We start from the raw sequence: 25,740 nt of genomic DNA on the forward strand, positions 1-25,740 counted from the left end.
CTCGCAGAATTTTCTGCGAGTTTTGTATATATTTTCTTTAATTGATATAGGAAGCATTAAAAGACATTGAAATGGGGCGGCAGGGCATATTAGCACCGGAGGTCGTTCCATTATTAACTGCCCGGATCATTCTTACGTCTACAGTATGATTTCCGGCAGTAAGAAATTTTACGGTATTGATGGTAAATTGGGTGTTGGCTCCAGCTGAAGATTCCTGGGTACGGAGATAGCAGTCTGTTGCGACTCCATCAATATACAGTCTTGCTTCATAAGTGGCCAGTCCACCCCCTACAGGGCTGCCTACATAATCAATTCCAAGCATAAAATTAATGAATAAAGATTTACCACCTGCGGGGATGGTAATAGATTGAGACGTTCCTGTTACTATAGTGGCAACAAGGTCATTTACATTATAATCGGTACCGGTAGTACTGTTTACAGTTGCTGTGTTGATGCTGGCTGGAGTAGGATTAGCCACTGTGATTATATTTCCTGTTGCATCTACTCCTATAGACTGTCCTGTGCCAATTGGGGAAGCAGAAGTAAGGTTTGTTAATTTTAACCCTGAGGTATTGGCTGTACCTGAAGCTATTTCAAATCTTGTGTTAGGTGTGGCAGTACCTACCCCGACATTTCCGTTACTGAGTATGGTGATTTTTTCTGTTCCGTTAGCTTTTAAAGCAAGAGGATTGGCATTGTTGGTACCTATCGTTAATCTGGTTGAGTTTCCGTAAGAATTAATCTGTGTCTGATTGGCATCATCTGCATAAATATCAAGGTTGGCAGCTCCTCCGGTCAAGGTTAAGGCTGCTCTTGTAGATCCGGTTGCAGCGATAGTTCCCAGAATTGAGCTTGTTACAAATCCGGTGCTGGTGTCTCCGTTTATAAAGAGTAAAGGATTGCCATTGGTTGTTATGGTTCTTTGTCCTGCCAATGTTCCGTTTGAATTATAGATATTCACGGGGGTGTCTATTTTTGTCCAGACCGTTCCGTTAAAATAATAATATCCTGTAGTATCTATATTCGCGGCAGTTCCGGTTAATGCTCCTGTAGCGACACTGTTTACATAAATCAACGTTGAAACGGGAACGGAAGTCATACTTTGTGCCCTTTGCCTGTCTACCCGTGGAATCAGTAGTCCATCTACGTTAGTAGTGATACCTGTCGCATTTTTTGCAGTGATATCCAGCGTCGATAAAGGTGCATTATTATTAATTCCCGTTTGTGCGATGGCAAATGAAATGCCTGCTAATACACATAGGATAGAGAGTTGAAATCTTTTCATGACGTAATTTTAAGATAATGATTAATTTTTGCAATATTTCATTGCTATACCTTATTTCGCTTAAGATTAATTTAGATAAGAGGCATTAAACGACATCGATATTGGGGTACAAAGCATATTGGCCCCTGAAGTTGTCCCATTATTGAAAGTTCGCTGCATTCTGACATCGATCGTATGATTTCCGGCAGCAAGAAACTTAATGGTACTCATGGTGAAAGATGCATTGGTGCTTATTCCCACTTCCTGCGTACGCATATAACAGTCTGTTGCCACTCCGTCTATGTATAATCTTGCTTCATAATATGCTGTTCCGCTGCCTAGCGGATTATTAGCGTAGTCTACACCAAGCATAAAATTGATAAATAAAGCTTTTCCACCCGCAGGAACAGTAATCGGCTGCGATGTTCCGGATACGATAGTTGCCGCAAGATCGTTGACATTAAAGTTAGCCTCAGAGGTACTGTTTACTGAAGAAACACTTACATTCGTAGGGCTGGGATTGGCCACAGTCACTACATTTCCACTGGCATCTACACCCAGTGCCTGCCCCGTATTTATGGGAGCGGAAGAACTAAGATTGGTAAATCTTAATCCTGAGGTATTAGCTGTTCCCGAAGCTAGTTCAAATGCTGAAGAAGGAGTAGTTGTTCCAATACCTACATTTCCATTACTCAGCAGCGTCAGTCTTTCTGTACCATTTGTTTTAAGAGCAAGAGGTGATGCATTAGTCGTTCCGATACTTAATTTTGTAGAAGTTCCTGAAGAATTTATTTGTGCAGCACTGGCATCGTCTACATAGGTGTACACTATATTTGTGCCTGCAGATAAAGTAATTGAACCTCTTGTTGGGCTACCGGCAGAAAATTTTCCTTCGGTTGCCGTGGTGGTGACTCCTACACTGGTGGTTCCGTTTGCAAAATTGACGGTATTTCCATTGGTTGTTACAGTTCGGATTCCGCCTAAAGTGCCGTCTGTAGTATAGATATTATTAATAGGGTTTAATTTTATCCAGGCAGTTCCGTTGTAATAATAATATCCCGTTGCATCTATATTGGCAGCTGTATCGGTCTGGGTTCCTGTAGCAATATTATTTACATAAATCATTGTAGAAACGGGAACACTGTTCATGTTTTGTGCTCTCTGCCTGTCTACTCTGGGTACCAGAATTCCATCTACATTTGTGGAGATACCTGTAGCATTTTTAGCAGTAATATCTAATGTGGAAAGTGGGGAAGTATTATTGATACCCATCTGTGCGGAGATGAGTGAAGAACTGAAAATAGTGAGTATAATGGAGAATGGTATTCTTTTCATGGGAATTTTTTTTAGATGATACTTCATTTTTTGAGAATAAGAAACTGTACTGGCAGCGCCTGTATATTTCAATTAATTTAAATAAGTGGCATTAAACGACATAGAAATAGGGATACAGAGCATATTGATACCAGAAGCAACTCCGTTATTAAAAGTTCTTGTCATTCTCACATCTACAGTATGATTTCCGGCGGTAAGAAATTTCACCGTATTAAAGCTGAACTGTGCACTGAATCCACCCGGGCCATATTCCTGGGTACGCATATAGCAATCTGTAGCAACACCGTCTATGTATAATCTGGCTTCATAATAGGAGGCACCACTTCCCGCAGGATTGCTTCCATAATCAATGCCCAACATAAAATTGATGAACAGAGCTTTTCCTCCTGCAGGAATAGTTACAGTCTGAGAGGTTCCCGGAACCATGGTAGCCGCAGTATCATTGACGTTGAAACTGGCACCCGTTGTGCTGTTAACAGAAGCGGTTGTTACGCTGGCGGCAGTTGGATTGGCAACCGTAATTACATTACCCACACTGTCTACCCCTAAGGTTTGTCCTGTACTAATAGGAGATGCCGAATTTAAGTTGGTAAATCTTGTACCTGAAACATTAGTTGTACCTGAAGATATTTCCAGTTTTGTATTAGGGACAGTGGTTCCTATACCAACATTTCCACTACTTAGAACGATAAATCTTTCAATATTGTTTGTTCTTAGAGCTAGAGAAGTAGCATTAGTTGAACCTACACTGAATTTAGTTGAATTTCCGGAAGAATTAATCTGCACAACACCGGTAGTATCTACATAATAATCAAAATTTGAAGATCCTCCGATGAGATTTAGCCATCCTCTTGATGAGCCGTTGGCAGATAGTGCTCCTTCGGTTGCAGAGGTGATTACCTTTACATTGTTAGCCCCATTGACGAAGGTTAAAAGATTTCCGTTGGTTGTTACAGTTCGGGGCCCCGTTAAGGTCCCGTCAGAATTATAAATGTTCACCGGAGTAACCAGTTTTGTCCAAAGGGTTCCGTTAAAATAATAATATCCTACAGCATTAATGTTAGCTGCTGTACCCGCCAGTGTTCCTGTAGCGATATTGTTTACATAAATAAGCGTCGATACTGGAATGGCAGACATCGCTTGTGCCCTTTGCCGGTCTACCCGGGGTACTAACAATCCATCGGTATTCGCAGATGTTCCTGTAGAATTCTTTGCAGTAATATCCAGTGTGGAGGCAGGTGATGGATTGTTTATACCTAGCTGTGCGGTGAGGAAGGTAGAATTCACCAATAAGAATAGAATAGAAAATTGTACTCTTTTCATAGTTTGATTTTACAAGAAGATTAATGATTGCTGTGTTGCAAATATTAATCTTTTATTTTGAAAACACACTAAAAAAGAAAGTTATATTTAATTAACCTATTGCAGTTGATGTATTTAGTTATTTTTCCTCTTCTGGCTGTTCATCGTCGTCCTCCTCGTCATCTTCGTACTGCTCCAGATAATAGGTGAAACTGAAATCTTCTCTTTCATCTTCTGCATCTTCCAGCGTTGTCAGCAGATCTTCAAAAATCTCAAGCTGATCAACTGTCATATTAACGAATTCAAGGTCAAGCGGCATCTCCAGCTCGCCCGTAATGACATCAGAAAGCGCATCCAGATTATCTCCAAAATAATCAGGAAGAGTTATTTTTTCTTTTAATTGGGCGTAAAAATCTTCGTAGTCGCCTATGTCTGTAAAATCGATATATATTGTCTTCATATAGAATTAAATTTCCAGTTTTTATTGATTAAAAAAGTTTTGCATTTCTGGCAGAAATCTTTCTCCTCGTCAGTAGGATTTCCACCTTCTGCATCTCTCATGAAACATGTTTTTTCAGGACAGTGTTTCAGTCCCTGTGTATGTCCCAGTTCATGTATGGCTATTTTAAAGAACTGCTTATCGGCATTTTTTTTATCCAGTCTGTATTTTGAAGCTACACAGGCTTTGCCAGGTCTGTAGCCAAGGCCCATGATTCCATAGTCTTTTATTTTTCCTTTGGTGACACTGATGTCTTTTGAAGTCAGACCAATAGTGACAAAACCTTCTTTTGTCCGGCTGTTTAAAAATTTAATGATAGAATCTGCGCGATAGCGGTTTCTTTCCTTATAGTAAGCATTTGCAGGAAAATCAATAGCCTCCAGAACCTGTACTTTAGGATAGATCTTTTTGATTTCTTCCGTAGTTTTTGCAGTATTTTCAGAACTGAAATCTTTGAAGGGCTGAATCAGTATGGTCATTGACTCACTGCTTTTTTCAGGCTGCTGCTGTTTTTCCGAACATGAAAATGCCAGAAATAGGAGTGCTGCCAGGCCATAAAGATTACTGCTTTTCAAAACTCTTATAATGGTTTTTAGTCAGATAAACATCGCCATTGTCTGTAAAAATGATCCGGTCTGCATTTCGGTTTCCACAGCGGTAGTTCACATCAGCTTCATAATATTTCTGATCTCCGGCAAGCCTTTTCTCACGGTTACTGAACTTGTCACCCCCTATAGCTCTTCCCGGCAGTACATCGCAGAGGTTTCCTTTTGAAGGATTCCAGCCCGACTTTCTAGCCTCGCTTTTAGTGATATAATAATCAGGAAGCCTGTGATTCTGTTTTACATAATTAATGACTGTTTTCTCTTCAGTCAGTTGGTCAATTGATTGTGATGAAGAATCGTTGTTGTTGCTTTGAGAATTGGTGGAATTGCTTCCATAGGTAGCTGCCTCTGTTTTTGCAGGTTCAGTGTTTCCCTTTTTGTCTGCAATAAAATTATTGTAGATATACATCACAGACATTCCGAAGAGAAGCCCAAGACAAATGAAAAATACTGATCTTATTTTACCGTTCATATATGCTTATAATTACTTAGAATTAGTCATTTCTCCATTCTTCGGGAATGTCGCAAACCGGTATAGGATTTATTTTATGTTGTGCTGCTTTGTGCATTCTGTCAAAAATTAAAAATACCTCTTTATCCCGGCCTTCATAATCGTCAGCTGTTTTGGTTCCATATTCCTTTTGAATTTTTTCCAGTTCGGGATACGTAGCTCCGATCTGCTGTTCATCTGTTCTTTCTGCATCCCACAAACCGTCTGTAGGAATCGCTTCCTGAATATTTTTAACCAAATTTAAAGATCTCGCCAGTGTATATACTTCAGTCTTGTAAAGATCTGCAATAGGAGAGACATCTACACCGCCGTCACCGTACTTCGTATAAAAACCGATTCCGAAATCTTCCACTTTATTTCCTGTTCCACATACCAGAAGACCGTTCAGCTGTCCGTAATAATAAAGGGTTAGCATTCTCAAACGGGATCTTGTATTGGCAAAAGCCAGTTTCTCATTTGGATACAGATCGTCTTTTACATCAAATGTTTTATAAAGCTCTTCAAAAGCAGGGGTCAGGTTCACAGACATTGCTTCTACATTAGGAAACCTTGATTTTAGATCATTCATATGCTCCCACGCACGGTCGATTTGATCAGGTTTCTGACGGATCGGCATTTCGATCAAAAGCGTTTTCAATCCTGTCATGGCTGCAAGTGTGGAAACTACTCCCGAATCTACACCTCCGGAAACCCCAATGACATATCCGTTTACTTTGGATTTTACAGCATAATCTTTTAACCACTGTACAATATGATCTGTTACTTTTTGAGTCTGCATTATTTATATTTTTTAGTCTGTTCCAAATTCCTGAGGGTATTTTACTACCCCTTTTATATTTTTTAATCCGTTTTTTATTAGTTCAACAGCCATTCTGGCAGCTTCAGAAATTTCAAACGGAAAAGAGATTCCAAAATTACTGGTTTTTTTTCGTAACCAAACTTAGGATCATTGAAATGTCTGCGAAGTACCAGCTGTCATCTGATCCTCCGATTCTCTCCTTATATTATGGTAAATATTTTTCGCGTTTGAGTTCATACCAGTTACAGATCCCGTCAGGTTCTTCAAATTCATTGGTTTTCTCAAAGCCTAATTTTGTTAAAATATGATTGGATCCGGCATTTTCAGAATGGGCAAATGCATAGATCGCATCGGCCTTCATATCAATAAATCCAAGATCGAGAGATGCTCTTGCTGCCTCCATTGCATAGCCTTTCCCCCATGATTCGGGTAAATAACGATAGCCGAGATCCAGAACGTTTTTATAACCATTGATCTCTTCAGTCAGTAATTTCAGTCCGCTCCAGCCGATTAGTAATCCGGTTTCTTTTTCAATGACGGCCAGCCTTCCGGTACCGTTTTTATCATACTGATTCCTGATCATACGGATCACTCCCAATGATTGACTTTTTTCTGTAAGTATTGGAACGCCAATATATTTCATTACTTCCGGGTTAGAATCAAGCAGAAACATCCTTTCAACATCAGTTTCTTCAAGTTTTCGTAAGATCAGTCTTTTAGTTTCTATTTTCATAGTATTAATTTATGGCTCAGTTCCGAAAATCGTAACATCGGATTTTACTCCCTTTTTTATATCTGTTTCTTTCAATTTATTTCCTGCCACATTAAGCGTTTGAAGAACAGGGTTTCCGGAAATATCAAGTTTTTGAATTTTATTATGTTCGATGTTAAGCTTTCTTAAGTTTTTGAGCAGTGTGATATTGATGGTTCTTAATTGATTTAAAGATAATGTTAATTGATTAATTTGTGGAGTTTCTTTTACTAAAAAGTTCTCCAGAAGGTTGTTGTCAAGATAGAGTGAACCCAGGCTGTTAAGAGCTTCTGCCTTAAATGAAGACATTCCACATCCGGTACAGGAAAACAGATTAAGATGGGATAAACCGGAAATAGAAATGCTGGAAATGGTATTGTCATCAAGTACAATCATTTTAGCATTCTTAAAAAGACTTACATCATCTGCAGATTTAATGCCTTTCTGAACGAGGAATAAATTAGTAACAGCATCTGCTTCCATCTGTTCAAGTGAACCGTTTTTATCAAGATCGAAATTTTCGAGCACAGCTTTTTCAAAGTTTTGATCTTTAAAATTGAGTTTTTGGGTGCAGAAAGGAGAAAATCCTGAAATAATCAGGCTAAGGGTTGCAAATATTTTAATTTTCATCATCCATTGTGTTTTTAATCCCTTATTTTTGTACACTTAAATTTCATGTAAAAATAATGAAGATTTTTAGAATTATTGCCCTTTCTTCCATTTTAGTTCTTGCTTTGGATTCATGTAAAAAAGAATCTGAAAATCAATGGAAAGTAGAAGTAAAAGAGACCGCCGAAAAAGTTGAAATGACGGATATTTCCAAAGAATTTTATAATCCTGCGATGCCTTTGGATCAGTTTAAGGCTAAGTTTCCGTGGTTTCAGGGAACGGTTTCTGACGCAGATTTTGGAAAAAGAAGAGCAGATGCAGAAGAAATTAAGCTCTACAAAGAAGCAGCCGGCAAAATAGATCAGGCCAAGCTTCAGAAAGAACTTCAGGATCTCTTTTCTCACATCAAATATTATTTCCCGCAGTTCAAAAACCCTAAAGTCTATTTGTTTTCTTCTGCATTGCAGATGGTTCAGGATCCTATTTTTTATGACTCAAAAGGAAACCTTCTGTTTATCGATATTACCGGATTTATGGGAGATGGCAATGCCAATTATAAAGGACTTGAGCTGTATTTTCAGAAGTCGATGAACCCGCAGAATATTGTTCCCAAAGTTTCTCAGATCTTTGCTGAAAGCATTGTGACAGAATCTCCTGATCACCAGAAATTCATTGACAAGGTTATTCTGAATGGTAAAATCATGATACTGCAGGATGCTTTTCTTCCCGATACACCTGATTATCTGAAAATGAACTATACCAAAAAGCAGTATGAGTGGGCTGTAGCCAATGAGTCTAATATCTGGAATTATTTCGTGGAAAGTAATCTGATCTTCGGAGATGATCCCAGACTGGTCGAACGTTTCATTTCTCCCGGACCATTTTCAAAATTCTATACAGAAATTGATAACGAGTCTTCACCTCAGATTGGAATCTTTACAGGATGGCAGATCTGCAAGGCATATTTCAAACAAAAACCTGAAACCAAACTGGTAGAGTTCCTAAAGCTCGATGCTACCAAAATCTTCAATGAAGCGGTGTATAAGCCGAAAAAACCGTAACAGTCAAAATAAATGATAACCTTCAAGTCAATTTGAAGGTTATTTTTTTTAATTTATTTTTAAAAACATACTACTTTGTATTGCATATTACTGTTTAATTTATATATTTGCTCTCAACGAAATACACGAATCGAATATGGAAAATATTATTCAGATCCAAAATTTAAACTTTGAATTTTCAAGGAACAAACCTGTTCTTAAAAATATTAATCTTTCTGTTCCAAAGGGAAGTATTTTTGGATTTCTTGGCGCTAATGGCGCCGGAAAGTCTACGACCATGAAAATGCTGATCGGAAGTATCCCGGATGAATCCAATGCCATCACAATATTTGATAAAAACTTATCGGAACTTTATCCGGAAGGGTTTCATAAAATAGGAAGTCTTATAGATACCGCAGCTTTTTATGACCATCTTTCCGGATGGGAAAATCTTCTTATTATTTCCAGACTCAGAAAGCTTCCGGAATCCGAATGCGAAAGAGTACTGCATCTGGTAGATCTTTGGGAAAGCAGACACATGAAGATGAAAAGATATTCTCTCGGCATGAAACAGCGGCTTTCCATAGCAATGACCCTTTTGGGAAAACCTGATTTGCTGATTCTTGATGAACCGGTAAATGGTCTTGATCCAAACGGAATGCTGGAAATACGTGAACTTTTGATCAAGCTTAACAGAGAAGAGGGAGTGACTGTATTTATTTCTAGCCACCTCCTTCAGGAAATTGAAAAAATGATCACCCACCTCGCTATTATTTCCCATGGTGAAATCCGTTTTACAGGAAGTATAAAAGATTTGAATGAACTGTACCGATACGACCATATCAGAATCGGACTCAGTGATGCATCGCGATTTATTGACCATATTCCTGAAAACTATGCTCCCAAAATGATTGATTCAGATACCATAGAGATCACAGCAGAATCCAAGGAGCATATAGCTGTTCTTGTTAAAAACCTGGTTCTGAGCGATGCTCAAATTTTCGAAATTAAAACCAGTGCAGGTCTTGAAGACTGGTTTATGGAAATCACTAAAAACTAAAACACAGATGAAAAAATTAATGATTGCCATCAACATAGAATGGCTGAAAATAAAAGGGCTTGGACTGTCATATATTGCAATTATCCTGGGTGCGCTGATTCCTTTGATCAGTTATGTACCGGGTTTTTTCAAATCGGAGATTGTTGTGGAAGGAAGTCTTCCGTATTCGATCTTTGAAGGGGCAATAGGAGGAGATGCCATTAAGTCTTTTACCTTTTTTATCCTGCTTTTGTTTCTTATTATTGCCTCCAACAGAATAGCTCAGACCGATCATAAAAACAATGGCTGGCAGCTGATGGAAACACAGCCTGTGAGCAGATTCGATATTTATTTTTCCAAATATATAGTGTTGCTGCTTCTGAGCTTTATGGGTGTGATTTCCTATTTTGGATTCAATATAGTTTTAGCACTTGCAGATTATTATATCCATCCGGATCCGGCTAAACTAATGACTTTTGATGCACTTTGGATGATCCAGACTTTTGTAAAGATTTGTGTGACGATTTTAGGAATTGCTGCTTTACAGCTTTGTGTTTCTGTAGTATTTCAGGGCTTTATCTGGTCATTCCTCATTGGTATGCTTGGGCTGGCATCCAATATTACTTCCGTAGTGCAGGGACAGTCTTATTTTTTCAACCCTTACAGTTCGCTGTATGCTTTCTGGAAATCTCCGGAAGTGAGAAATCTGAATCATTTTATCTCTTACTCAGAATATATGAGTCTTTTTTGGATGGTAGTTTTTCTTACGTTGGGGTATTTCTGGTACAGTAAAAAAGGATTTAAAAATGCATTCCTGAAAACTAAGAAACAGATTATATTTTCAGCCGTTTCAGTAATCATTGCCGCCGGATTTCTTTATCTGTTTCAAAAGCCAAAACCATATCAAAGCGACGGGAACGGCATTGTGATCAAAGGGAAACTGGAAACTGATCTTAAAATCGATTCAGTAAAGATCTATTCCAAAGATTTTCACAAAAAGATCGGGGCTGTCGCTGTTAAGAATAAGATGTTCAGCTGGGTAACAACGCAGGCACTACCTCTGGACGAATATGTACTGGAAATTGGGAACAAAAAACTGGATATCGTCATGGGAAGCGGTGACTGGTTCAATTTTGAGATTAAACTTAACGGAGCCAATATGGAATCTTATGTGAAATCCAACCGAAAAGCAGATCAGGCCTATAAAAATAAAGAAAGTTCTTTTGGATATGAATTTGTCTATACCCTTGAAAAACAAAATTATAATAACGATCCGAAGAAATTTTACGAGTTGGCGGAATCTGACTGGAAGGAGAATAAAAAGATTTTAAATGTCTTTGCAGACCCTGAGAATAATGCTCTTTCCGAAGATTACAAAATGTACAGAAGACAGCTGATGGCCATAGAATATCTGAATGAGATCAATAATTACAGAAAAATGACCTCATGGAACAATCCGAAATTTGCGGCTCCGCCATCTTTTATAAGAGAGCTTGATGAAAATATTCAGAAACCAGGACCTCTTTTAAGCAAGAATGACAATTATCTTCAGTATAAACTGGATAAGTTGCTGTCAGATAAGGATCTGACCTCGAATCAGGACAGTATTCTTTTCGTAAAGATTGATCAGATGCCGAAAGGAATCTCCAAAGATCAGCTGCTTGCGAAACATTTGGCAAAAACGATTGAACTTCAGACAGACAGTTTGACAAGAAATAAACTTTTTGCAGCAGAAATTGTAAAAGTAAATAACGGGGACTATAAAGAATTGCTGTATGCAAAGATTGAGCAGATCAACAGGTCTCAGAAAGGCTCTGTATTTCCTGATCTTGCATTTCTCAATGATCAGGGGAAAACAGTTCATCTTTCAAAGTATAAAGGAAAATATGTGGTCATTGATCTTTGGGCAACGTGGTGCGGTCCGTGTAAACAGATCCGCCCTGTATTTGAAACCAGAAGTTATCAGTACAGATATGATGACCATATCCAGTTTATTTCTATAAGTCTTGATGAGGATCAGTCTAAATGGCAGAACTATCTCAAAACAAAAACGTCCAATGTTCCTCAGTTTTGGCTGACCAATGCAGAACAGTTTATGACTAAATATAAGATACAGTCTATCCCGAGATTTATCATTGTAGATCCGCAAGGCAGGATATTTAATTTTAATACGCCTTTTCCTGATGAAGATAATTTCGTAGAAATTTTAGATAAGCTTAAGAAGTATTAACTTTGCGGAAAAATTTTAGATTGATATGAGAAAAACTCAGATTACAATAGATGTAGAGTTGGATGAGAACCACATTCCTGAAAGTATAACATGGAATGCCCAGGATGGAGGTGTTGAGAAAGAAGAAACGAAAGCAACGATGATCTCTGTTTGGGACGACAAAACGATGGAAGCTTTAAGAATTGATCTCTGGACAAAAGAAATGCCGGTAGATCAGATGAAGATGTTCATTCATCAGATTTTGGTATCTTTAGGAAGTACTTATCAAAGAGCAACCGGAGAAGAGGATGTTGCAGAGTGGCTGGAGCAGATTGCTGACGAATTTGCTATAAAATCAGCCATCAGATCGTAATACCAAAACTCCACACCAATCACAAAATTATATGAAAAAAGCACTTTTACTCGTTAGCACAGCGGTATTGTTGATCACATGCAGTAAAAAAACGGAAACCAAAGAAACAAAAAACACTGACTCTGTTGTAACAGCAGAAAAGCTTCCGGCTTCTGATAATACTGAAGTTTCCGGAACGGAGAAAGTTTCTGAAAATACCAGTTTGGATATCGCTTTATTCAAAGAAAAAGACATTCCTGCTGTGATGCTAAAAGGAAGTGCCCATCCCAACGATATAGAAGGAGAATCTATCATGGAGCTTGTTCCCGGTATGGATGATTTCATTAATGGAAACGGCTCAGATATTGCTTATATAGATCATTCCCTGAAAAAAATCATTCTCAGAATTAACGGAAAATTTGAAGAACTGAACGAAACCGGTAAGAACCGATATGAAAACAGTGAATATCTGGTTTCATATACCACCGTTGTTGCGGACAAACTTCCGGAAGAGATAGAAGCTGCCGGCTATGCTTATAACGGAAAGCTGGAAGTGAAAAGAAAATCTGACAACGTTTCAAAGAGCCTTGATTTTTTTATGGCAGGGATATAATAAAAATAAATATTATGAATTTTAATACAAAAGTAATTCACGGAGGGCAGCACCACGAGTCTGCAACAGGTTCTGTAAATGTTCCTGTATTTTTAACTTCTACATTTGCACAAAAAAGTCCCGGAGTACATTCAGGATACGAATATTCAAGAGCTGCAAACCCTACAAGACAGGCTCTGGAAGATTCTTTGGCAAGCATTGAGAACGGGGCAAGAGGTCTTGCTTTCGGTTCCGGACTGGCAGCCATTGACTGTGTCCTGAAACTGTTGAATCCTGGTGATGAGGTAGTTGCAGTAGATGACCTTTATGGTGGTACTTACAGAATGTTTACAAGACTTTTTGAAAAATATCAGCTGAAATTTACGTTTGTGAATTTTGATGATGTTTCTAAAATTGCTGATGTCATTACTGATAAAACAAAACTGATCTGGGTAGAAACTCCTACAAATCCTTTGATGAAACTCGTAGACATCAAAGCTGTAGTGGAAATGGCAAAAGGGAAAGACATTTTAGTAGCTGTTGATAATACTTTTGCGACACCTTATATCCAGAGACCAATTGATCTTGGAGCAGATATTGTCATGCATTCAGCGACCAAATACTTAGGCGGACACTCAGATGTTATTGCCGGAGCACTGATTGCTAAAGATGCTGAACTTGGAGAAAAACTTCATTTTATTCAGTTTGCAAGCGGTGGTATTTTGGGACCTCACGACTCTTATCTTGTTTTAAGAGGGATCAAAACTTTAGCATTAAGAATGCAGCGCCACTCAGACAATGGATTGGCTGTAGCAAAATATCTTGAAAGCCATCCGGCGGTGGATAGAGTAATTTATCCTGGACTGGAATCTCATCCACAGTACGAACTTGCCAAATCTCAGATGAAAGAATCAGGAGGAATGGTTTCATTCACTTTCAAATCAGGTAAAAAAGAAGATGCTGTTAAGTTCCTTGAGAAAGTAAGAGTTTTCACTTTGGCAGAATCTTTAGGTGGAGTAGAGTCTTTAGCCAATCATCCAGCATTGATGACGCACGCTTCTATTCCTGCAGAAAAACGTGAGGAACTGGGTATTACAGATGATCTTGTACGTTTAAGCGTTGGGATCGAAGATGCAGAAGATCTTATTGCAGATCTTGAGAAAGCCTTTTCTTAACACTTTAAAATAAAAATATAATGAGAAAGATTCAATTCTTTTTAATCTTAAGTTTTATCAGTCAGATGGTATACTCACAGGTAAAAACGACCGATGAACTGTATAAAACGGCCAAAAAGCTGGACAGTCTGATTTTTGATATAGGATTTAATAAATGTGATCTTTCTCATTATAAATCTATCGTCAGTAATGACCTGGAGTTTTACCATGATAAAGGAGGAATCACTTCCGGAGAGAAAGCTTTTACAGCTTCTATTAAAAATAATATCTGTGGTGGACCCAACAAAATAAAAAGGGACCTTGTTCCCAACAGTATCAAGGTGTATCCATTATTTAACAATAATGTCTTATATGCTTTTATAGAAGAAGGTGAACATGATTTCTTTGAATTTTCGAATGGAAAATGGAATCAGGGGAGCCGGGCGAAATTTACTATTTTGTGGACCCTCGAGGATAAGCAATGGAAAATGAAAAGGGTACTAAGCTACGATCATCATTTATAATTGATATGAAAAATACCAGAAAAGCGACTGTTGAAGACCTGGATCAATTGGCGGAATTATTTGACCAATACAGAGTTTTTTATCATAAAGAATCTGATATCCGGTCTGCTGAAAATTTCCTTAGAGAAAGAGTAGAAAACGGGGATTCTGAAATTTTTGTGGCAGAAGAAAACGAAAAACTGACAGGTTTTGTTCAGTTATATCCTATTTTCTCTTCTACAAGAATGCAGCGCTACTGGCTGTTGAATGATCTCTACGTCAACGAAAATCACAGAGGGAAAGGCTACTCTAAAGAATTAATCGAAGAAGCCAAAGAGCTGTGCAGATCATCAAATGCCTGTGGAGTTCTTTTGGAAACAGGAAAAAGCAATGATATTGGAAACAAGCTATATCCAGCCTGTGGCTTCGAACGGTATGATTCCGTAAATTTCTACGAATGGACGAACAAAGGAAATTAAAAATGAAGAATTAAAAATATGATTGATCAATAATCAATGGCTTAATGGTCTTTCTAAAAGATGGTCAATGATTTTTCATTCATCATTCTTCACTTTTCATCTATGACTAATAACTTATAACTCAAAAACAAATGTCTGATTTTCAAAAATATGTTCAAAGATATCTTGACCAGATTCCTTCTGAGGACTGGATTCAGGAATTAAAAATATCAGGAGATAAAACGATAGAAGTTTACTCCGGTCTTACAGACGGTCAATCTCTTTTTGCTTATGCGGAAGGAAAATGGACGTTAAAAGAACTTCTCCTTCATCTGTCTGATACCGAAAGGATATTTCAGTACAGAATTCTGGCTTTTGCCAGAGGAGATAAAGCTCAATTACCAGGTTTCGATGAAGAAGAGTATGCCGCTGCATCTTTTGCCAATCACAGATCGTTAGAATCGCTGTTGGAAGAATATAAGCTGGTAAGAAAGTCTTCCCAAATTTTAATTGAAACCCTTCAACCATCTGTTTTAAAAAACATCGGCACAGCTAATGGAAATCAGCTTGCTGTGGAAACAATTGGTAAACTGATTGTGGGACATAATTATCATCACCTGACTATCATTAAAGAGAGGTATCTATTAGGACTGAAATAAGGTTTTTATTGATGGAGTCAAGAAGAACTTCCTATGTTAACCTAAAGACGAATATATTCAATAGAAGTGGGCTTTAGCACATTTAAATAATAATTTCATAGACAAACCCATCAAATAAATCCAATCCGAAAACAAAATATTTATAAGCTGTTTTTTTGGCTGGACATTCCTATTTTTTTACCTTTATGCGCGGGTTTTACGCCCCAATATATTATGGAAAACATTATCGAAATATTAAAATCCGGCGGAACGATTCTTTACCCCACTGATACTATTTGGGGAATAGGATGTGATGCTACGAATATAGAGGCTGTCAATAAAATATTTGACATAAAAAAAAGGGAAAAAAATAAATCAATGATCATTTTGGTGGAGTCTGAAAAGAGACTGCAGGATTTGGTAGATGTTCCGGAAATGGCTTGGGAAATTATGGACCTTAGCGAAAAACCGGTAACTATTGTTTATGAAAATCCCCGAGGACTTCCGAAGGAACTTCTTGCTGAAGATGGAAGCATAGGAATCAGGCTGATAAAAACTGATTTCTGCAGAAAACTGATTACAAAACTGAACAGACCTCTGGTTTCCACCTCTGCCAATTTCAGTGGCGATAAGAGCCCGTTAAAGTTTTCTGATATTTCCCCGGAAATGATTAAAATGGTAGATTACGCTGTAGAAGAAGACAGAGATAAGGTTTCAAAATATTCAGGTTCTTCAGTGATAAAAATATGGAGTGATAACAGGATTAAGGTTCTTCGTGAATAAAATCCGGGAATAAATCCTTTCTTTTAAAATCTTGTCAATGTATATCGGCAGGATTTCTTTTTTTTAATTTCTATCTTTGCATTCTTCAACTGATAAAAAGACATGCCATGAACCACCAAAGTTTTGCTGAAGAATGGATCCGTGCCTGGAACTCCCATGATCTTGAAGATATACTGTCTCATTACGCAGAGGATATAGAGGTGACAACACCCATGATTATGCTGGCTGCGGGAGGAAAAGAAAGCACATTGAAAGGAAAAGAAGCTGTACGGGAATATTGGAAAAAAGCACTGGAAAAATTTCCTGATCTGCATTTTGAACTGATAAGATCAACTGCAGGTGTAGATTCTGTGGCTTTGTTTTATAAATCTATAATGGATAAATTTGCTGTGGAAGTCATGTTTTTCGATGATGAAGAAAAAATTAATAAAATGTATGCCCATTACGATTAATGGAGTGAATGCATTGCCAGAAAAAAGACGATCTATTTATTAACGATGAAAATTAATCTTACCCAAAATAAAAATTTAAAACTATTCAAGATCATTGCTGATGCCGCGGAAAAAAATAACCAGTCGGTATACATTGTCGGTGGATATGTCCGTGATCTTCTGATGAAAAGGACTGCATCTACAGACATTGATTTTGTGACAGAGCAGAGCGGTATTGAGCTTGCAGAAACTGTTGCAAAGGATATTGATCCTAAATTAAAAGTCTCGGTTTTCAAAACTTACGGAACAGCCATGATCAAATATAAAGATCTTGAGCTGGAATTTGTAGGTGCGAGAAAGGAAAGTTATAAAGAAAACAGCCGGAAACCTGAAGTGGAAGGCGGAACACTGGAAGATGACCAGAAGAGAAGAGATTTTACCATCAATGCAATGGCGATTTCTTTAAATAAGGCCAATTTTGGTGAGCTTATAGACCCTTTTAATGGGGTTGAAGACCTTGAAAAAGAAATTTTAAGAACACCTTTGGAACCGGCTCAAACCTATTCTGATGATCCGTTAAGGATGATGAGGGCAGTTCGCTTTGCTTCTACATTAAATTTTGTGATTGAAGAGAAATCCCTGAACGCCATAAAACAGGAAGCAGAAAGAATCAAGATCGTTTCTATGGAAAGGATTATGGTGGAATTCAACAAGATCATGATGTCTGAGAAACCTTCTGTGGGATTGGGCTTAATGGAAGAAACAGGTCTTTTAAAACTGATTATTCCTGAGTTAATAGAACTTAAAGGAGTAGAAGAGGTAGAAGGGCAGACCCATAAAGATAATTTCTACCATACGCTGGAAGTAGTGGACAATATTTCTGAAAATACAGATAACCTTTGGCTGCGTTGGTCAGCATTGCTTCATGATGTAGGTAAAGCTCCTACCAAAAAATTTGTGGAAGGAACAGGCTGGACGTTTCATGGGCATGAGTTTTTAGGTTCAAAGATGGTGAAGACCCTTTTTCATAGACTGAAACAGCCGCTGGGAAGCGATATGAAGTATGTTCAGAAAATGGTGAAACTTTCATCACGCCCGATTGCTTTGATTACAGATGATGCTTCAGACTCAGCATTGAGAAGACTTTTATTTGATGCCGGAGAAAATCTGGAAGATCTTTTTACCCTTTGCAAAGCAGATATTACCACCAAGAACTCCAAAAAGCAGGACCGCTTCAAAAAGAATTTTGAATATGTAGCGGTAAAGATTAAAGAAGTGGAGGAGAAAGATCAGGTGCGTAATTTTCAGCCACCGATCAGTGGAGAGGAAATTATGCAGATGTTTAATCTTAAGCCCGGAAAAGAAATAGGAATCCTGAAAGAAAAAGTAAAAGAAGCCATTCTGGAAGGTGAAATCCTTAATGATAAAGAAGAAGCTGAAAAATTTGTGATTGCCGAAGCTGCTAAATTAGGCCTTCAGGTTAATTAAATTTATTTCTTAAAAATTCTTAATTTTTTATTAATAAAATAACAGAACTACACGCTGCTGAATTGATTTTGTAATTACATTTGTAAAAACATTTCAATTCAACAGCGTTTTATTTTAAACATTTTACTAGTGAAAAAGATTCTCCTGTTCCTGCCGCTTATTCTGCTTTTATTTTCTTGTGAGAATAAAGTTGAATCTGTTGAAAAATCATTCTATTACTGGAAATCCGACAATGATCCATATTATAGTGATAAAGAGAAAAAAATTCTGAAAGACCAGGATGTAAAAAAGCTGTATGTAAAGTTTTTTGAAGTGGATTATCATGAAGAGGTTGGAAATCTTCCGGTTTCAAAAACCAATTTCAATATTTATTCTTATTGTAATGAAAATGATTCTCTTCGTTACAACGTTGTTCCTACCGTTTATATCAAAAATATCGTTTTTCAGAAAAGTACCGGAAAAGAACTGGACAAGCTGGCGGACAATATCAGCTACCTTATAGATAAATATACAAACGAAAAACTAGATTCCATAAAGGTCTCAGAAATACAGATTGACTGTGACTGGACGGCTTCTACGAAGGATAATTATTTTTACTTCCTTAAAAAGTTAAAACCCATTGCCAAAAAACAGATCTCTGCGACACTTCGCCTCTATCCCTATAAATATCCCGATAAAATGGGAGTTCCTCCCGTAGATAAGGTCACACTGATGTGCTACAACCTTATCAACCCGCTGGAGAATCAGTCAAAGAACTCCATTCTGGATCTCAAAGAACTGGAAAGCTATCTGATTCCAAAGAAAAAATATCCACTTCATATGGATGTTGCACTGCCTGTTTATTCATGGATGCAGATTTATCAGAACAATAATTTTACAGGCGTTATCTATGACGGAAACGGATTGAAGAAAAACCTTAAGAAAATAAAACCGCTCTGGTATGAAGTAATCAAAGATACAGCCGTGAATTACAGCACTTATCTGAGGCGGGGAGATAAAATAAAATATGAAGAAATGAATGCCGATAAGATCAATAAAGCAATTGCGTTGATTAAGAAAAATACCCGTCTTGATAAGAATATTACAGTAACCCTTTTCCACTTGGATGAAAACGTATTAAATAATTACAGCCATGAAGAAATTAGCAGTTTTTACAGCGATTTTACTAAGTAATATCATCTGGGCCTGTGGATTCTACCCTTATGGAGAAAGTGTCAGATTTTCTTTTCTGAATCCTGATAATTTTCCTTACAGAAATTATGCTTCATTCTACTATTCATCTTTAAGCTTCAGTCAAAGTGATATAAGCGGACCTTCCGGACAGGATAACGAAAAACTCTGGAATCAATACTGCAAAGGCAATATCGATCTGGATGATATTAATAGAGTTCTTGAGGAATATAGCTATTCGGATATTAAGCCGGATATACAAAATACCTTTCTTACTTATCTCTACAACCAGAAAGATACTGAGGCTATCGCGTATTTAAAGTTTGCAAAAAACTGTGAATATTTCAATACATGGCAGGATGATCCCTGGGAAAGAAATGAAAGTACAGTCATTGTAAAGAGAAATAATTTGCTTCATAAAGCTGTTTCACTTATCGAAAGAGCTGTACATAAAGACATCAAAAAAAGATATGCTTTTCTGGCACTTAGGCTGGCTTTTTATCAAAAAGATTTTCATACTGTTAATACGGTTTATGACCGTTATTTTAATGTAAAAAAAACAGAAAATATTGTAGATATATGGGCGCTCTATTTTAAAGCAATCGCTGAAAAAAATAAAGCATTGGCCAATCTTTATTTTGCAAAAGTATTTGCTAAGTGCCCTGAAAAACGTTTTGTAGCATGGCAGTATTTTTCTTCGAAAATACCGGAAACCGAAGTGTTGAAGTATGCAGAAAATGCCTCGGAAAGAGCCGCCGTCCTCTTACTGTACGGAATCTACAATCCCGAAAGAAATCTTGAAAACCTGAAAAAGATGTACGCAGAAGACAAAGGATCTGAAGGTCTGGAATTTCTGCTTTTGAGAGAGATGGGTAAGCTTGAAGACTGGATATTTACACCATATTATACATTGTTTGACCCTTCTACAAGAGAATTAAGCTATTGGAGTGGTGATATTTCGGAGAATAAATCAGTACAGCAGGTATTGGAGAGATCAGAAACCGATAGGATATATGCGCGAAAAGTTCTTGATTTTATTAATACGGTTGATTTTTCAAAAGTAAAAACCCCCGAAGTATGGAAGTTTGCCAAAGCGGAATTATTATGGATGACCAGAAATTATTCAGGAAGTATTGATCAAATTACAGGGCTTAAAAAAATATTGCCGTCAGAGAGTCCTATACATAAAGATCTTGACAAGCTGAAGGTTCTGAATATTTTTGCTGCACAGAAGCATGGAAATGCAGTGATTCCAGAAATTACTAAAGAAACCATTATAAAAAATAAAACAGATCAACCGTTTATTTTTGCTTTGGGCAGAGAACTTGAATATCTTGGGAATACAGATGATGCAGCACTTTTATATGTTTCTCTGGAAGGATCCAACCGGGAGGGGAGTAGTATTTTTTATAAATCTGTAAAAAACAGAAATAAGACCTATGGAGATTTTTTTTCAGATTACTTTGAATATTTTGATGCAGTTTATACACCAGAACAACTGAAAAGCTTTATAAGCAAAATTCAGCGTCTAAAGACAGATGGCGATCCGTTTTACCGCAATTACCATCAGCTGAAATCCGCTCAGATCAATATGCTGTACGATCTGCTGGGAACAAAATATATAAGAGAAAATCAGCTTGAACCTGCACTTGAAATTTTCAGTAAACTGGGTGAAGGTTATTTTGATGCACAGTACAATGTATGGCAGAGAGAAGATAAAGAATACTACACCCGGGCAGGAAAGGTTTTTTACAAAAATCCTTTCTATCACTTGAGGTACACTCCTGATTTTATGGAAGAAAAGGATAAAATCAAACTGAGTAAGATCACCATTACCCAAAAACTGATTGAGTATATAGGCAAGGCAGATGATCCAAAGGAAAAAGACCGGGATTATTATTACTTTTTGGTGGCCAACTGCTATTACAATATGACCCAGTACGGAAATGCATGGATGATGAAACGCTATGCCCTGAGTTCTTCCGGAAATTTTTCTATCCGTGATGATAATGAAGAATTCAAAGCGGTAAATAAAGCTAATTTCTACTACGGAAAAGCACTGGCGAATGCCAAAACCCAAAAATTCAGGGCGCTTTGTCTAAGAATGCAGGGAAGATGTGAAAATTACAGGCTCGATTATGAGAAAGATAAAAACATAGATTATTTAATCCACTCTGACAGTTATGAAGAAGACAGGCTTCAGAAAAACAGATATTATAAAGATTTGGGGAATAAATATAAAGATCAGTATTCTGATCTCATGAGCGGGTGTGATTTTTTTGCATCCTATTTTAAGGCAAGGAGATAAAAAAAATCAGGCCGCTTCGAAGAAGCGGCCTGATAAAAAAACACAAATGATGAAAAAATAAAAATATTTTTAACACTTCAAAAAGAAGTTTTAATTATTGATTTAAGAATGTCCCATTGGAACCTCTTCCAGCTGGAAAAGAAATAATTTTGCTTCCATCCATAGCAGAGTAAACAGTGATTTCACTATCCTGAGTAAATCCTTTAATATCTGAAGCGAAAATTCTTCCGTCTATTACACTGAATCCATAAAGAGTAAGGTAAGGTCCGCCATCAGCTGCAGTCAGCAATGGAGAAGTCGGTGCTGTAGGGCTGTTCATCTTCATAGAATATACTTTGTTTCCTGAACTGAAATAAAAATAACCATTCTCGATCTGAAGGTTGGTCGCGTTAGGTATTCCCGTTAAAACTTTAGTATCTGCAGGAATTAGAACTCCGGTGCTTGAGACCTTATAGATGTAAGAATCCGTTGCTGTTCCGGTAATAGTATAAACGTTAGAGTCATAAGAGATCATTCTGTTGATATCTCCCGGCATTGTGATCTCAGATTGAATAGTGTTGGTACCTGTGTTGATATAGGTAATTTTATTTCCATAACCTCCTGAAGCATTCTGAACAAAAACATTACCTCCGGCTTCAACGATTTTTTCAGCTGGTCCGTTCATCTCAATTTTCTTCACGAATGAAAAATCAGATGCCTTGTAAACGGTTACGTATTTGTTAGTGTTGAAATCGTAGTTCGTTACATACAGATTTCCGTTAGCAACAGTCATACTTCTCGGCTGAAAAATCTGATCTGTAATTTCACCTACTTTTTTAAAATTGTTACGGTTTACAACGACAATTTTGTTAGAATTATTCATCACAAGAAAAGCGTTGTTTCCACTAAACGCGATCATCTGCAGAACATCTCCAAGAACAGCATTGTTGTTGTTGGCTGCGTAAATATTTTCCTGCTTATAAGCAAGATTTCTTGTTACAAAAGTTACACTTGCATTCTTATCGTTAAATTTCCCTTCATTAGAAATGAAATATCCGTTTCCATAAGAAATTTCAGGAGTGATCATCTCATTGTCATTATCGCTAAGACATGAAATATTAAACAATAATGCAAATGCAAAAAACAAAGTTAACAGTCTAGTTATTTTCATATATATCTAATTTTAATTTTAAAAATTTATTGAAGCGTAGACACTGTAGTTTCTTTTCGGCAGAGGATAGAAAGATACAGTTCTGTAATAAGTATCCGTTATATTATTTACTTTAAAACCTAAAGTGTAATTTTTTAGTAAAGTTGCAGAAACCCCGGCATTCAAAACAAAATAAGGATCAATAGCTTCTGCTCTCTTTTCATCAGTTGTCGTGTAGGTGAGCCCATTTATAAGTCCCTGAGCAAAAAAATTAAGAAAACGGTATCCATAATCTACGTGCGCTGACCCTCTGTGCAAAGGAACGTAAGCTTGCTGTTTGTTCGTTTCCCTATTGACAGACTTGCTGTAATAGTATCCTGCACCCAATTTCAGTCTGTTATGGTCTCCCCAGTTCTTGGCAAAGGTCAGCTGGCTTTCCAAACCATAAGACTCTGATTTTTTAACATTAAACGCTTTCCAGTACGATGGGGTAGCCGGCAGCCATACAATAAGATCTACAACATCTATATAGTAAGGTGTTACTCTAAGTTTAAAACCTCCCACACTAAACTCCTGTGTCAGATCTGCCTGAATGGAAGTTTCAGGTTTCAGATCACGGTTTCCTCCCGGCTCATAATAAATATCATTAAAGGATGGATATCTGAAGTTTTTGGATACATTTAAACTTACATTATACCAGTTGGCCGCTTTCCATTTTCCGGAAAAAGAAAAGAGGAGCGGAGAATTAACATCCTCTACAAAATCTTTTTTCACACCTCCTTCAAAACGGAGATCTTTGGTAGCATAATACCTCAATAAACCTGAAATGGAACCTACATTTCTGCTTACATTCCCAATTCCGGACAAGTAACCTTCTCCTTGATTGACCTGAAATTCACCAATCACATTGACATTCAGTTTAGGTACAATGAAATAATTAAAATCATTTTTAAAAATATAATTTTTTCCCGTTGCACCACTGGATTTTGGAGCATTGATATTTCCGTAATACTGGAAATTTTCTTCTGTATAGGCTGCTTTTAAGCTGTTTGAAAGTTTTGAGGTGTTGATGTCCCATGAAATTAGGCTCCTGGCACTCTGTGTCTTGTACTTAGTTTTTGTTTCTGTACTCTCATAAATCGGAAAATGCTGTGATGAGTCATAAAACTGACTTTGCCACGATATCTTCTGATTGGGAGCTACTTTATAAGAAACACCTACGTTGAATGTCGTGTTATAATAGTTTCCGTTGAAGTTGGTATATTGTAGATCGTTCACCTTATACTCATTACCGCTTACCGAATAATTTCCGGATACTTTAACACTTAGTTTATCATTGCTGTATGAGCCTTTGATGAAATTGTTATAAGTCTCAAAAGATGCTGCTTCCGAAAAGATAGAAGCATGAGCGCCCTGATTGAATTCCAGTTCATTATTAAGGTGAATACTCCCCCCGATAGCCCCGCTGCCATATATCACACTTCCTCCTCCTGCTTTTACATCGATTTGGTCATATCCGAATAACGCGATATTATTAATGTCTGCCTGACCTAAGAACATAGAATTGATATTGATCCCATTCCAGACAAAAGCAGTCTGTTGAGCAGTTGTCCCTCTGAACGAAGGCGAGGAAACTCCTCCTCGGCCATTCTCTTTGATAAAAACCGGAGACTGGAAACGAAGCAGCTCAGAAAGATTGGATGAATTTTTTTTAACGTCTTGAGGTGTAATACTGCTGACATGGTGAAAAAGTTTCACCTTACTCATTTGATTGTCGAAAATGTAAATGGTATCGATAGCCTTCTCCTGTCCTAAAAGAAAGCTGCCGTAAGACGAACAAAGCAGTAATAAAGATCTTTTTATATCCATACTATTTTGCTTTTCCTCCGAAAGCAATTTGTTTTTAGTTATTATTTTGGCAGGTCTCCTGACTTTCGCTTTCTGCACCTTCCCGTAAAAACAGTGGTATGTTGCAGAAATTCTAATTGCGATTTACAGTTGCGGGGACAGTTTGGGGATTTCACCCAATTCCCTATTATTTCCAATGAGCTGGAAACCAAAATTTTTGCAAAGATAACTATTTAAATGTATTGCACAAAAGCGGCAAAATCTTAAAAGGCAAAAAAATAAATTTTGCTTCGTAAGACCCCTGTATGAAATATTCTTATAACGTTTCAAACCTGATCATTCACTTACGGAGCAAAATTCAATATGGTCAAAAAGGTAAATGGGTGTTTACTTTTTTTTATTTAAAGAAATGTAGAATCAAAATAGAATGGCAGCAAATCTTTAATGGAATGTACCTTTACCACTTCATCATTCATACTGGAAAAATAGAGATCTATATTTTCGTTCTGTTTTGTTTCGTATTCAATTAAACTTTGTCTGCAAGCTCCACATGGTGGAATTGGTGGGTTTTTCTCGTGAAATTCTTTAGGACCTCCTACCACAAAAATCTTTTTCACTTTGACATCCGGAAAATTGGCGGCTACCCAGAAAAGAGTGGTTCTTTCTGCGCATAGCCCTGATGGATAGGCAGCATTTTCCTGATTGTTACCAGAGAAAATTTCACCGTTCTCAAGCAAAACCGAACAGCCTACAAGAAAATTTGAATAGGGGGCGTAAGCGTTTTCACGAGCTTGTTTTGCTCTGTCAAATAGGGCTTGTTCTATAGTATTCAGTTCACTGCTGTTTTTAAAATGCTCGTAACTGATCTGTATGTCTTTTTTCATATATTAGTCCTACTAAAAAGGGGGCTAAATTTACTTCTT

The 25,740-nt window shown here is 37.3% G+C and carries 26 protein-coding genes and 1 riboswitch; of the genes, 14 read left to right on the forward strand and 12 right to left on the reverse strand.

Annotated features, from left to right (window positions below; all coding sequences use genetic code 11):
• Positions 1–37: 37 nt before the first annotated feature.
• From IW16_RS27275 to IW16_RS14500, 9 genes are all read right to left on the reverse strand, one after another.
• Positions 38–1,285, reverse strand: a complete 1,248-nt coding sequence (locus tag IW16_RS27275) for a hypothetical protein (protein ID WP_051890302.1) — start codon at positions 1,283–1,285, stop codon at positions 38–40.
• A gap of 66 nt (positions 1,286–1,351) precedes the next feature.
• Complete coding sequence (locus IW16_RS25745) at positions 1,352–2,599, reverse strand: hypothetical protein (protein WP_131327902.1); 1,248 nt, start codon at positions 2,597–2,599, stop codon at positions 1,352–1,354.
• Between the two features lie 72 nt (positions 2,600–2,671).
• Positions 2,672–3,922, reverse strand: coding sequence for a hypothetical protein (locus IW16_RS25750; RefSeq protein ID WP_051890306.1), 1,251 nt, complete (start codon positions 3,920–3,922; stop codon positions 2,672–2,674).
• Between the two features lie 118 nt (positions 3,923–4,040).
• Positions 4,041–4,361: a barstar family protein gene (locus tag IW16_RS14475; protein WP_034745567.1), complete on the reverse strand. Its 321-nt coding sequence runs from the start codon at positions 4,359–4,361 to the stop codon at positions 4,041–4,043.
• Positions 4,358–4,975 carry a matrixin family metalloprotease gene (locus IW16_RS14480; protein ID WP_034745571.1) on the reverse strand — a complete coding sequence of 206 codons (618 nt, stop codon included), beginning with the start codon at positions 4,973–4,975 and terminating at the stop codon, positions 4,358–4,360. The genes IW16_RS14475 and IW16_RS14480 overlap by 4 nt, the downstream gene beginning before the upstream one ends.
• On the reverse strand, positions 4,962–5,477 hold the full coding sequence (locus IW16_RS14485) for a ribonuclease domain-containing protein (protein WP_034745574.1): 516 nt from the start codon (positions 5,475–5,477) through the stop codon (positions 4,962–4,964). The genes IW16_RS14480 and IW16_RS14485 overlap by 14 nt, the downstream gene beginning before the upstream one ends.
• 22 nt (positions 5,478–5,499) lie before the next feature.
• On the reverse strand, positions 5,500–6,294 hold the full coding sequence (nadE, locus tag IW16_RS14490) for an NAD(+) synthase (protein WP_034745577.1): 795 nt from the start codon (positions 6,292–6,294) through the stop codon (positions 5,500–5,502).
• A gap of 226 nt (positions 6,295–6,520) precedes the next feature.
• Complete coding sequence (locus tag IW16_RS14495; RefSeq protein WP_034745580.1) at positions 6,521–7,048, reverse strand: GNAT family N-acetyltransferase; 528 nt, start codon at positions 7,046–7,048, stop codon at positions 6,521–6,523.
• 9 nt (positions 7,049–7,057) lie between these two features.
• Entirely contained in the window at positions 7,058–7,699 is a 642-nt protein-coding gene (locus tag IW16_RS14500; protein WP_034746285.1) for a leucine-rich repeat domain-containing protein, read from the reverse strand.
• A 53-nt stretch (positions 7,700–7,752) separates the two neighbouring features.
• Here IW16_RS14500 and gldB point away from each other — a divergent pair, with 53 nt between their 5' ends.
• From gldB to IW16_RS14570, 14 genes are all read left to right on the forward strand, one after another.
• A complete protein-coding gene (gene gldB, locus IW16_RS14505; RefSeq protein WP_084694558.1) occupies positions 7,753–8,736 on the forward strand; it encodes a gliding motility lipoprotein GldB in 984 nt (327 codons plus the stop codon).
• 136 nt (positions 8,737–8,872) lie between these two features.
• Positions 8,873–9,775 carry an ABC transporter ATP-binding protein gene (locus IW16_RS14510; protein ID WP_034745583.1) on the forward strand — a complete coding sequence of 301 codons (903 nt, stop codon included), beginning with the start codon at positions 8,873–8,875 and terminating at the stop codon, positions 9,773–9,775.
• Positions 9,776–9,782: 7 nt separating this feature from the next.
• Positions 9,783–11,984, forward strand: a complete 2,202-nt coding sequence (locus tag IW16_RS14515) for a thioredoxin-like domain-containing protein (protein ID WP_034746291.1) — start codon at positions 9,783–9,785, stop codon at positions 11,982–11,984.
• Between the two features lie 25 nt (positions 11,985–12,009).
• Positions 12,010–12,336, forward strand: coding sequence for a gliding motility protein GldC (gene gldC, locus IW16_RS14520; RefSeq protein ID WP_034745586.1), 327 nt, complete (start codon positions 12,010–12,012; stop codon positions 12,334–12,336).
• Positions 12,337–12,367: 31 nt separating this feature from the next.
• Complete coding sequence (locus tag IW16_RS14525) at positions 12,368–12,928, forward strand: hypothetical protein (RefSeq protein WP_034745590.1); 561 nt, start codon at positions 12,368–12,370, stop codon at positions 12,926–12,928.
• Positions 12,929–12,942: 14 nt separating this feature from the next.
• On the forward strand, positions 12,943–14,082 hold the full coding sequence (locus tag IW16_RS14530; protein ID WP_034745593.1) for a cystathionine gamma-synthase: 1,140 nt from the start codon (positions 12,943–12,945) through the stop codon (positions 14,080–14,082).
• Positions 14,083–14,102: 20 nt separating this feature from the next.
• Positions 14,103–14,585, forward strand: coding sequence for a nuclear transport factor 2 family protein (locus IW16_RS14535; RefSeq protein ID WP_034745596.1), 483 nt, complete (start codon positions 14,103–14,105; stop codon positions 14,583–14,585).
• Between the two features lie 5 nt (positions 14,586–14,590).
• The gene (locus IW16_RS14540; protein ID WP_034745599.1) at positions 14,591–15,043 is read left to right on the forward strand and encodes a GNAT family N-acetyltransferase; all 453 of its coding nucleotides are present in this window, start codon (positions 14,591–14,593) and stop codon (positions 15,041–15,043) included.
• 131 nt (positions 15,044–15,174) lie between these two features.
• Positions 15,175–15,681: a DinB family protein gene (locus tag IW16_RS14545; RefSeq protein ID WP_034745602.1), complete on the forward strand. Its 507-nt coding sequence runs from the start codon at positions 15,175–15,177 to the stop codon at positions 15,679–15,681.
• A 213-nt stretch (positions 15,682–15,894) separates the two neighbouring features.
• Positions 15,895–16,443, forward strand: a complete 549-nt coding sequence (locus tag IW16_RS14550) for an L-threonylcarbamoyladenylate synthase (RefSeq protein ID WP_034745605.1) — start codon at positions 15,895–15,897, stop codon at positions 16,441–16,443.
• A 107-nt stretch (positions 16,444–16,550) separates the two neighbouring features.
• Positions 16,551–16,895, forward strand: a complete 345-nt coding sequence (locus tag IW16_RS14555; protein ID WP_034745608.1) for a nuclear transport factor 2 family protein — start codon at positions 16,551–16,553, stop codon at positions 16,893–16,895.
• 45 nt (positions 16,896–16,940) lie between these two features.
• Positions 16,941–18,362 carry a CCA tRNA nucleotidyltransferase gene (locus IW16_RS14560; RefSeq protein ID WP_034745613.1) on the forward strand — a complete coding sequence of 474 codons (1,422 nt, stop codon included), beginning with the start codon at positions 16,941–16,943 and terminating at the stop codon, positions 18,360–18,362.
• Positions 18,363–18,491: 129 nt separating this feature from the next.
• On the forward strand, positions 18,492–19,535 hold the full coding sequence (locus IW16_RS14565) for a hypothetical protein (protein ID WP_051890313.1): 1,044 nt from the start codon (positions 18,492–18,494) through the stop codon (positions 19,533–19,535).
• The gene (locus IW16_RS14570; RefSeq protein WP_034745616.1) at positions 19,495–21,840 is read left to right on the forward strand and encodes a hypothetical protein; all 2,346 of its coding nucleotides are present in this window, start codon (positions 19,495–19,497) and stop codon (positions 21,838–21,840) included. The genes IW16_RS14565 and IW16_RS14570 overlap by 41 nt, the downstream gene beginning before the upstream one ends.
• Positions 21,841–21,934: 94 nt before the next feature.
• Here IW16_RS14570 and IW16_RS14575 read toward each other — a convergent pair whose 3' ends face one another.
• From IW16_RS14575 to IW16_RS14585, 3 genes are all read right to left on the reverse strand, one after another.
• Complete coding sequence (locus IW16_RS14575) at positions 21,935–22,990, reverse strand: YncE family protein (protein WP_034745619.1); 1,056 nt, start codon at positions 22,988–22,990, stop codon at positions 21,935–21,937.
• A gap of 18 nt (positions 22,991–23,008) precedes the next feature.
• Positions 23,009–24,838 (reverse strand): TonB-dependent receptor plug domain-containing protein, encoded by a 1,830-nt coding sequence (locus tag IW16_RS14580; RefSeq protein WP_051890337.1) that lies wholly within the window; start codon positions 24,836–24,838, stop codon positions 23,009–23,011.
• A gap of 31 nt (positions 24,839–24,869) precedes the next feature.
• Positions 24,870–25,045, reverse strand: a riboswitch (cobalamin riboswitch).
• 173 nt (positions 25,046–25,218) lie between these two features.
• Positions 25,219–25,701: a cytidine deaminase gene (locus IW16_RS14585; RefSeq protein ID WP_034745621.1), complete on the reverse strand. Its 483-nt coding sequence runs from the start codon at positions 25,699–25,701 to the stop codon at positions 25,219–25,221.
• Between the last annotated feature and the right edge of the window lie 39 nt (positions 25,702–25,740).

Source organism: Chryseobacterium vrystaatense, assembly GCF_000737765.1.
In the GTDB taxonomy this organism is placed as follows: Bacteria; Bacteroidota; Bacteroidia; order Flavobacteriales; family Weeksellaceae; genus Chryseobacterium; species Chryseobacterium vrystaatense.

What these genes read in the sequence shown, in the direction of transcription:
- IW16_RS27275 (WP_051890302.1), bottom strand. Translation starts at nt 1,285, where the DNA reads ATGAAAAGATTTCAACTCTCTATCCTATGTGTATTAGCAGGCATTTCA.
- IW16_RS25745 (WP_131327902.1), bottom strand. Translation starts at nt 2,599, where the DNA reads ATGAAAAGAATACCATTCTCCATTATACTCACTATTTTCAGTTCTTCA.
- IW16_RS25750 (WP_051890306.1), bottom strand. Translation starts at nt 3,922, where the DNA reads ATGAAAAGAGTACAATTTTCTATTCTATTCTTATTGGTGAATTCTACC.
- IW16_RS14475 (WP_034745567.1), bottom strand. Translation starts at nt 4,361, where the DNA reads ATGAAGACAATATATATCGATTTTACAGACATAGGCGACTACGAAGAT.
- IW16_RS14485 (WP_034745574.1), bottom strand. Translation starts at nt 5,477, where the DNA reads ATGAACGGTAAAATAAGATCAGTATTTTTCATTTGTCTTGGGCTTCTC.
- nadE (WP_034745577.1), bottom strand. Translation starts at nt 6,294, where the DNA reads ATGCAGACTCAAAAAGTAACAGATCATATTGTACAGTGGTTAAAAGAT.
- IW16_RS14495 (WP_034745580.1), bottom strand. Translation starts at nt 7,048, where the DNA reads ATGAAAATAGAAACTAAAAGACTGATCTTACGAAAACTTGAAGAAACT.
- IW16_RS14500 (WP_034746285.1), bottom strand. Translation starts at nt 7,699, where the DNA reads ATGATGAAAATTAAAATATTTGCAACCCTTAGCCTGATTATTTCAGGA.
- gldB (WP_084694558.1), top strand. Translation starts at nt 7,753, where the DNA reads ATGAAGATTTTTAGAATTATTGCCCTTTCTTCCATTTTAGTTCTTGCT.
- IW16_RS14510 (WP_034745583.1), top strand. Translation starts at nt 8,873, where the DNA reads ATGGAAAATATTATTCAGATCCAAAATTTAAACTTTGAATTTTCAAGG.
- IW16_RS14515 (WP_034746291.1), top strand. Translation starts at nt 9,783, where the DNA reads ATGAAAAAATTAATGATTGCCATCAACATAGAATGGCTGAAAATAAAA.
- gldC (WP_034745586.1), top strand. Translation starts at nt 12,010, where the DNA reads ATGAGAAAAACTCAGATTACAATAGATGTAGAGTTGGATGAGAACCAC.
- IW16_RS14525 (WP_034745590.1), top strand. Translation starts at nt 12,368, where the DNA reads ATGAAAAAAGCACTTTTACTCGTTAGCACAGCGGTATTGTTGATCACA.
- IW16_RS14530 (WP_034745593.1), top strand. Translation starts at nt 12,943, where the DNA reads ATGAATTTTAATACAAAAGTAATTCACGGAGGGCAGCACCACGAGTCT.
- IW16_RS14535 (WP_034745596.1), top strand. Translation starts at nt 14,103, where the DNA reads ATGAGAAAGATTCAATTCTTTTTAATCTTAAGTTTTATCAGTCAGATG.
- IW16_RS14540 (WP_034745599.1), top strand. Translation starts at nt 14,591, where the DNA reads ATGAAAAATACCAGAAAAGCGACTGTTGAAGACCTGGATCAATTGGCG.
- IW16_RS14545 (WP_034745602.1), top strand. Translation starts at nt 15,175, where the DNA reads ATGTCTGATTTTCAAAAATATGTTCAAAGATATCTTGACCAGATTCCT.
- IW16_RS14550 (WP_034745605.1), top strand. Translation starts at nt 15,895, where the DNA reads ATGGAAAACATTATCGAAATATTAAAATCCGGCGGAACGATTCTTTAC.
- IW16_RS14555 (WP_034745608.1), top strand. Translation starts at nt 16,551, where the DNA reads ATGAACCACCAAAGTTTTGCTGAAGAATGGATCCGTGCCTGGAACTCC.
- IW16_RS14560 (WP_034745613.1), top strand. Translation starts at nt 16,941, where the DNA reads ATGAAAATTAATCTTACCCAAAATAAAAATTTAAAACTATTCAAGATC.
- IW16_RS14570 (WP_034745616.1), top strand. Translation starts at nt 19,495, where the DNA reads ATGAAGAAATTAGCAGTTTTTACAGCGATTTTACTAAGTAATATCATC.
- IW16_RS14575 (WP_034745619.1), bottom strand. Translation starts at nt 22,990, where the DNA reads ATGAAAATAACTAGACTGTTAACTTTGTTTTTTGCATTTGCATTATTG.
- IW16_RS14580 (WP_051890337.1), bottom strand. Translation starts at nt 24,838, where the DNA reads ATGGATATAAAAAGATCTTTATTACTGCTTTGTTCGTCTTACGGCAGC.
- IW16_RS14585 (WP_034745621.1), bottom strand. Translation starts at nt 25,701, where the DNA reads ATGAAAAAAGACATACAGATCAGTTACGAGCATTTTAAAAACAGCAGT.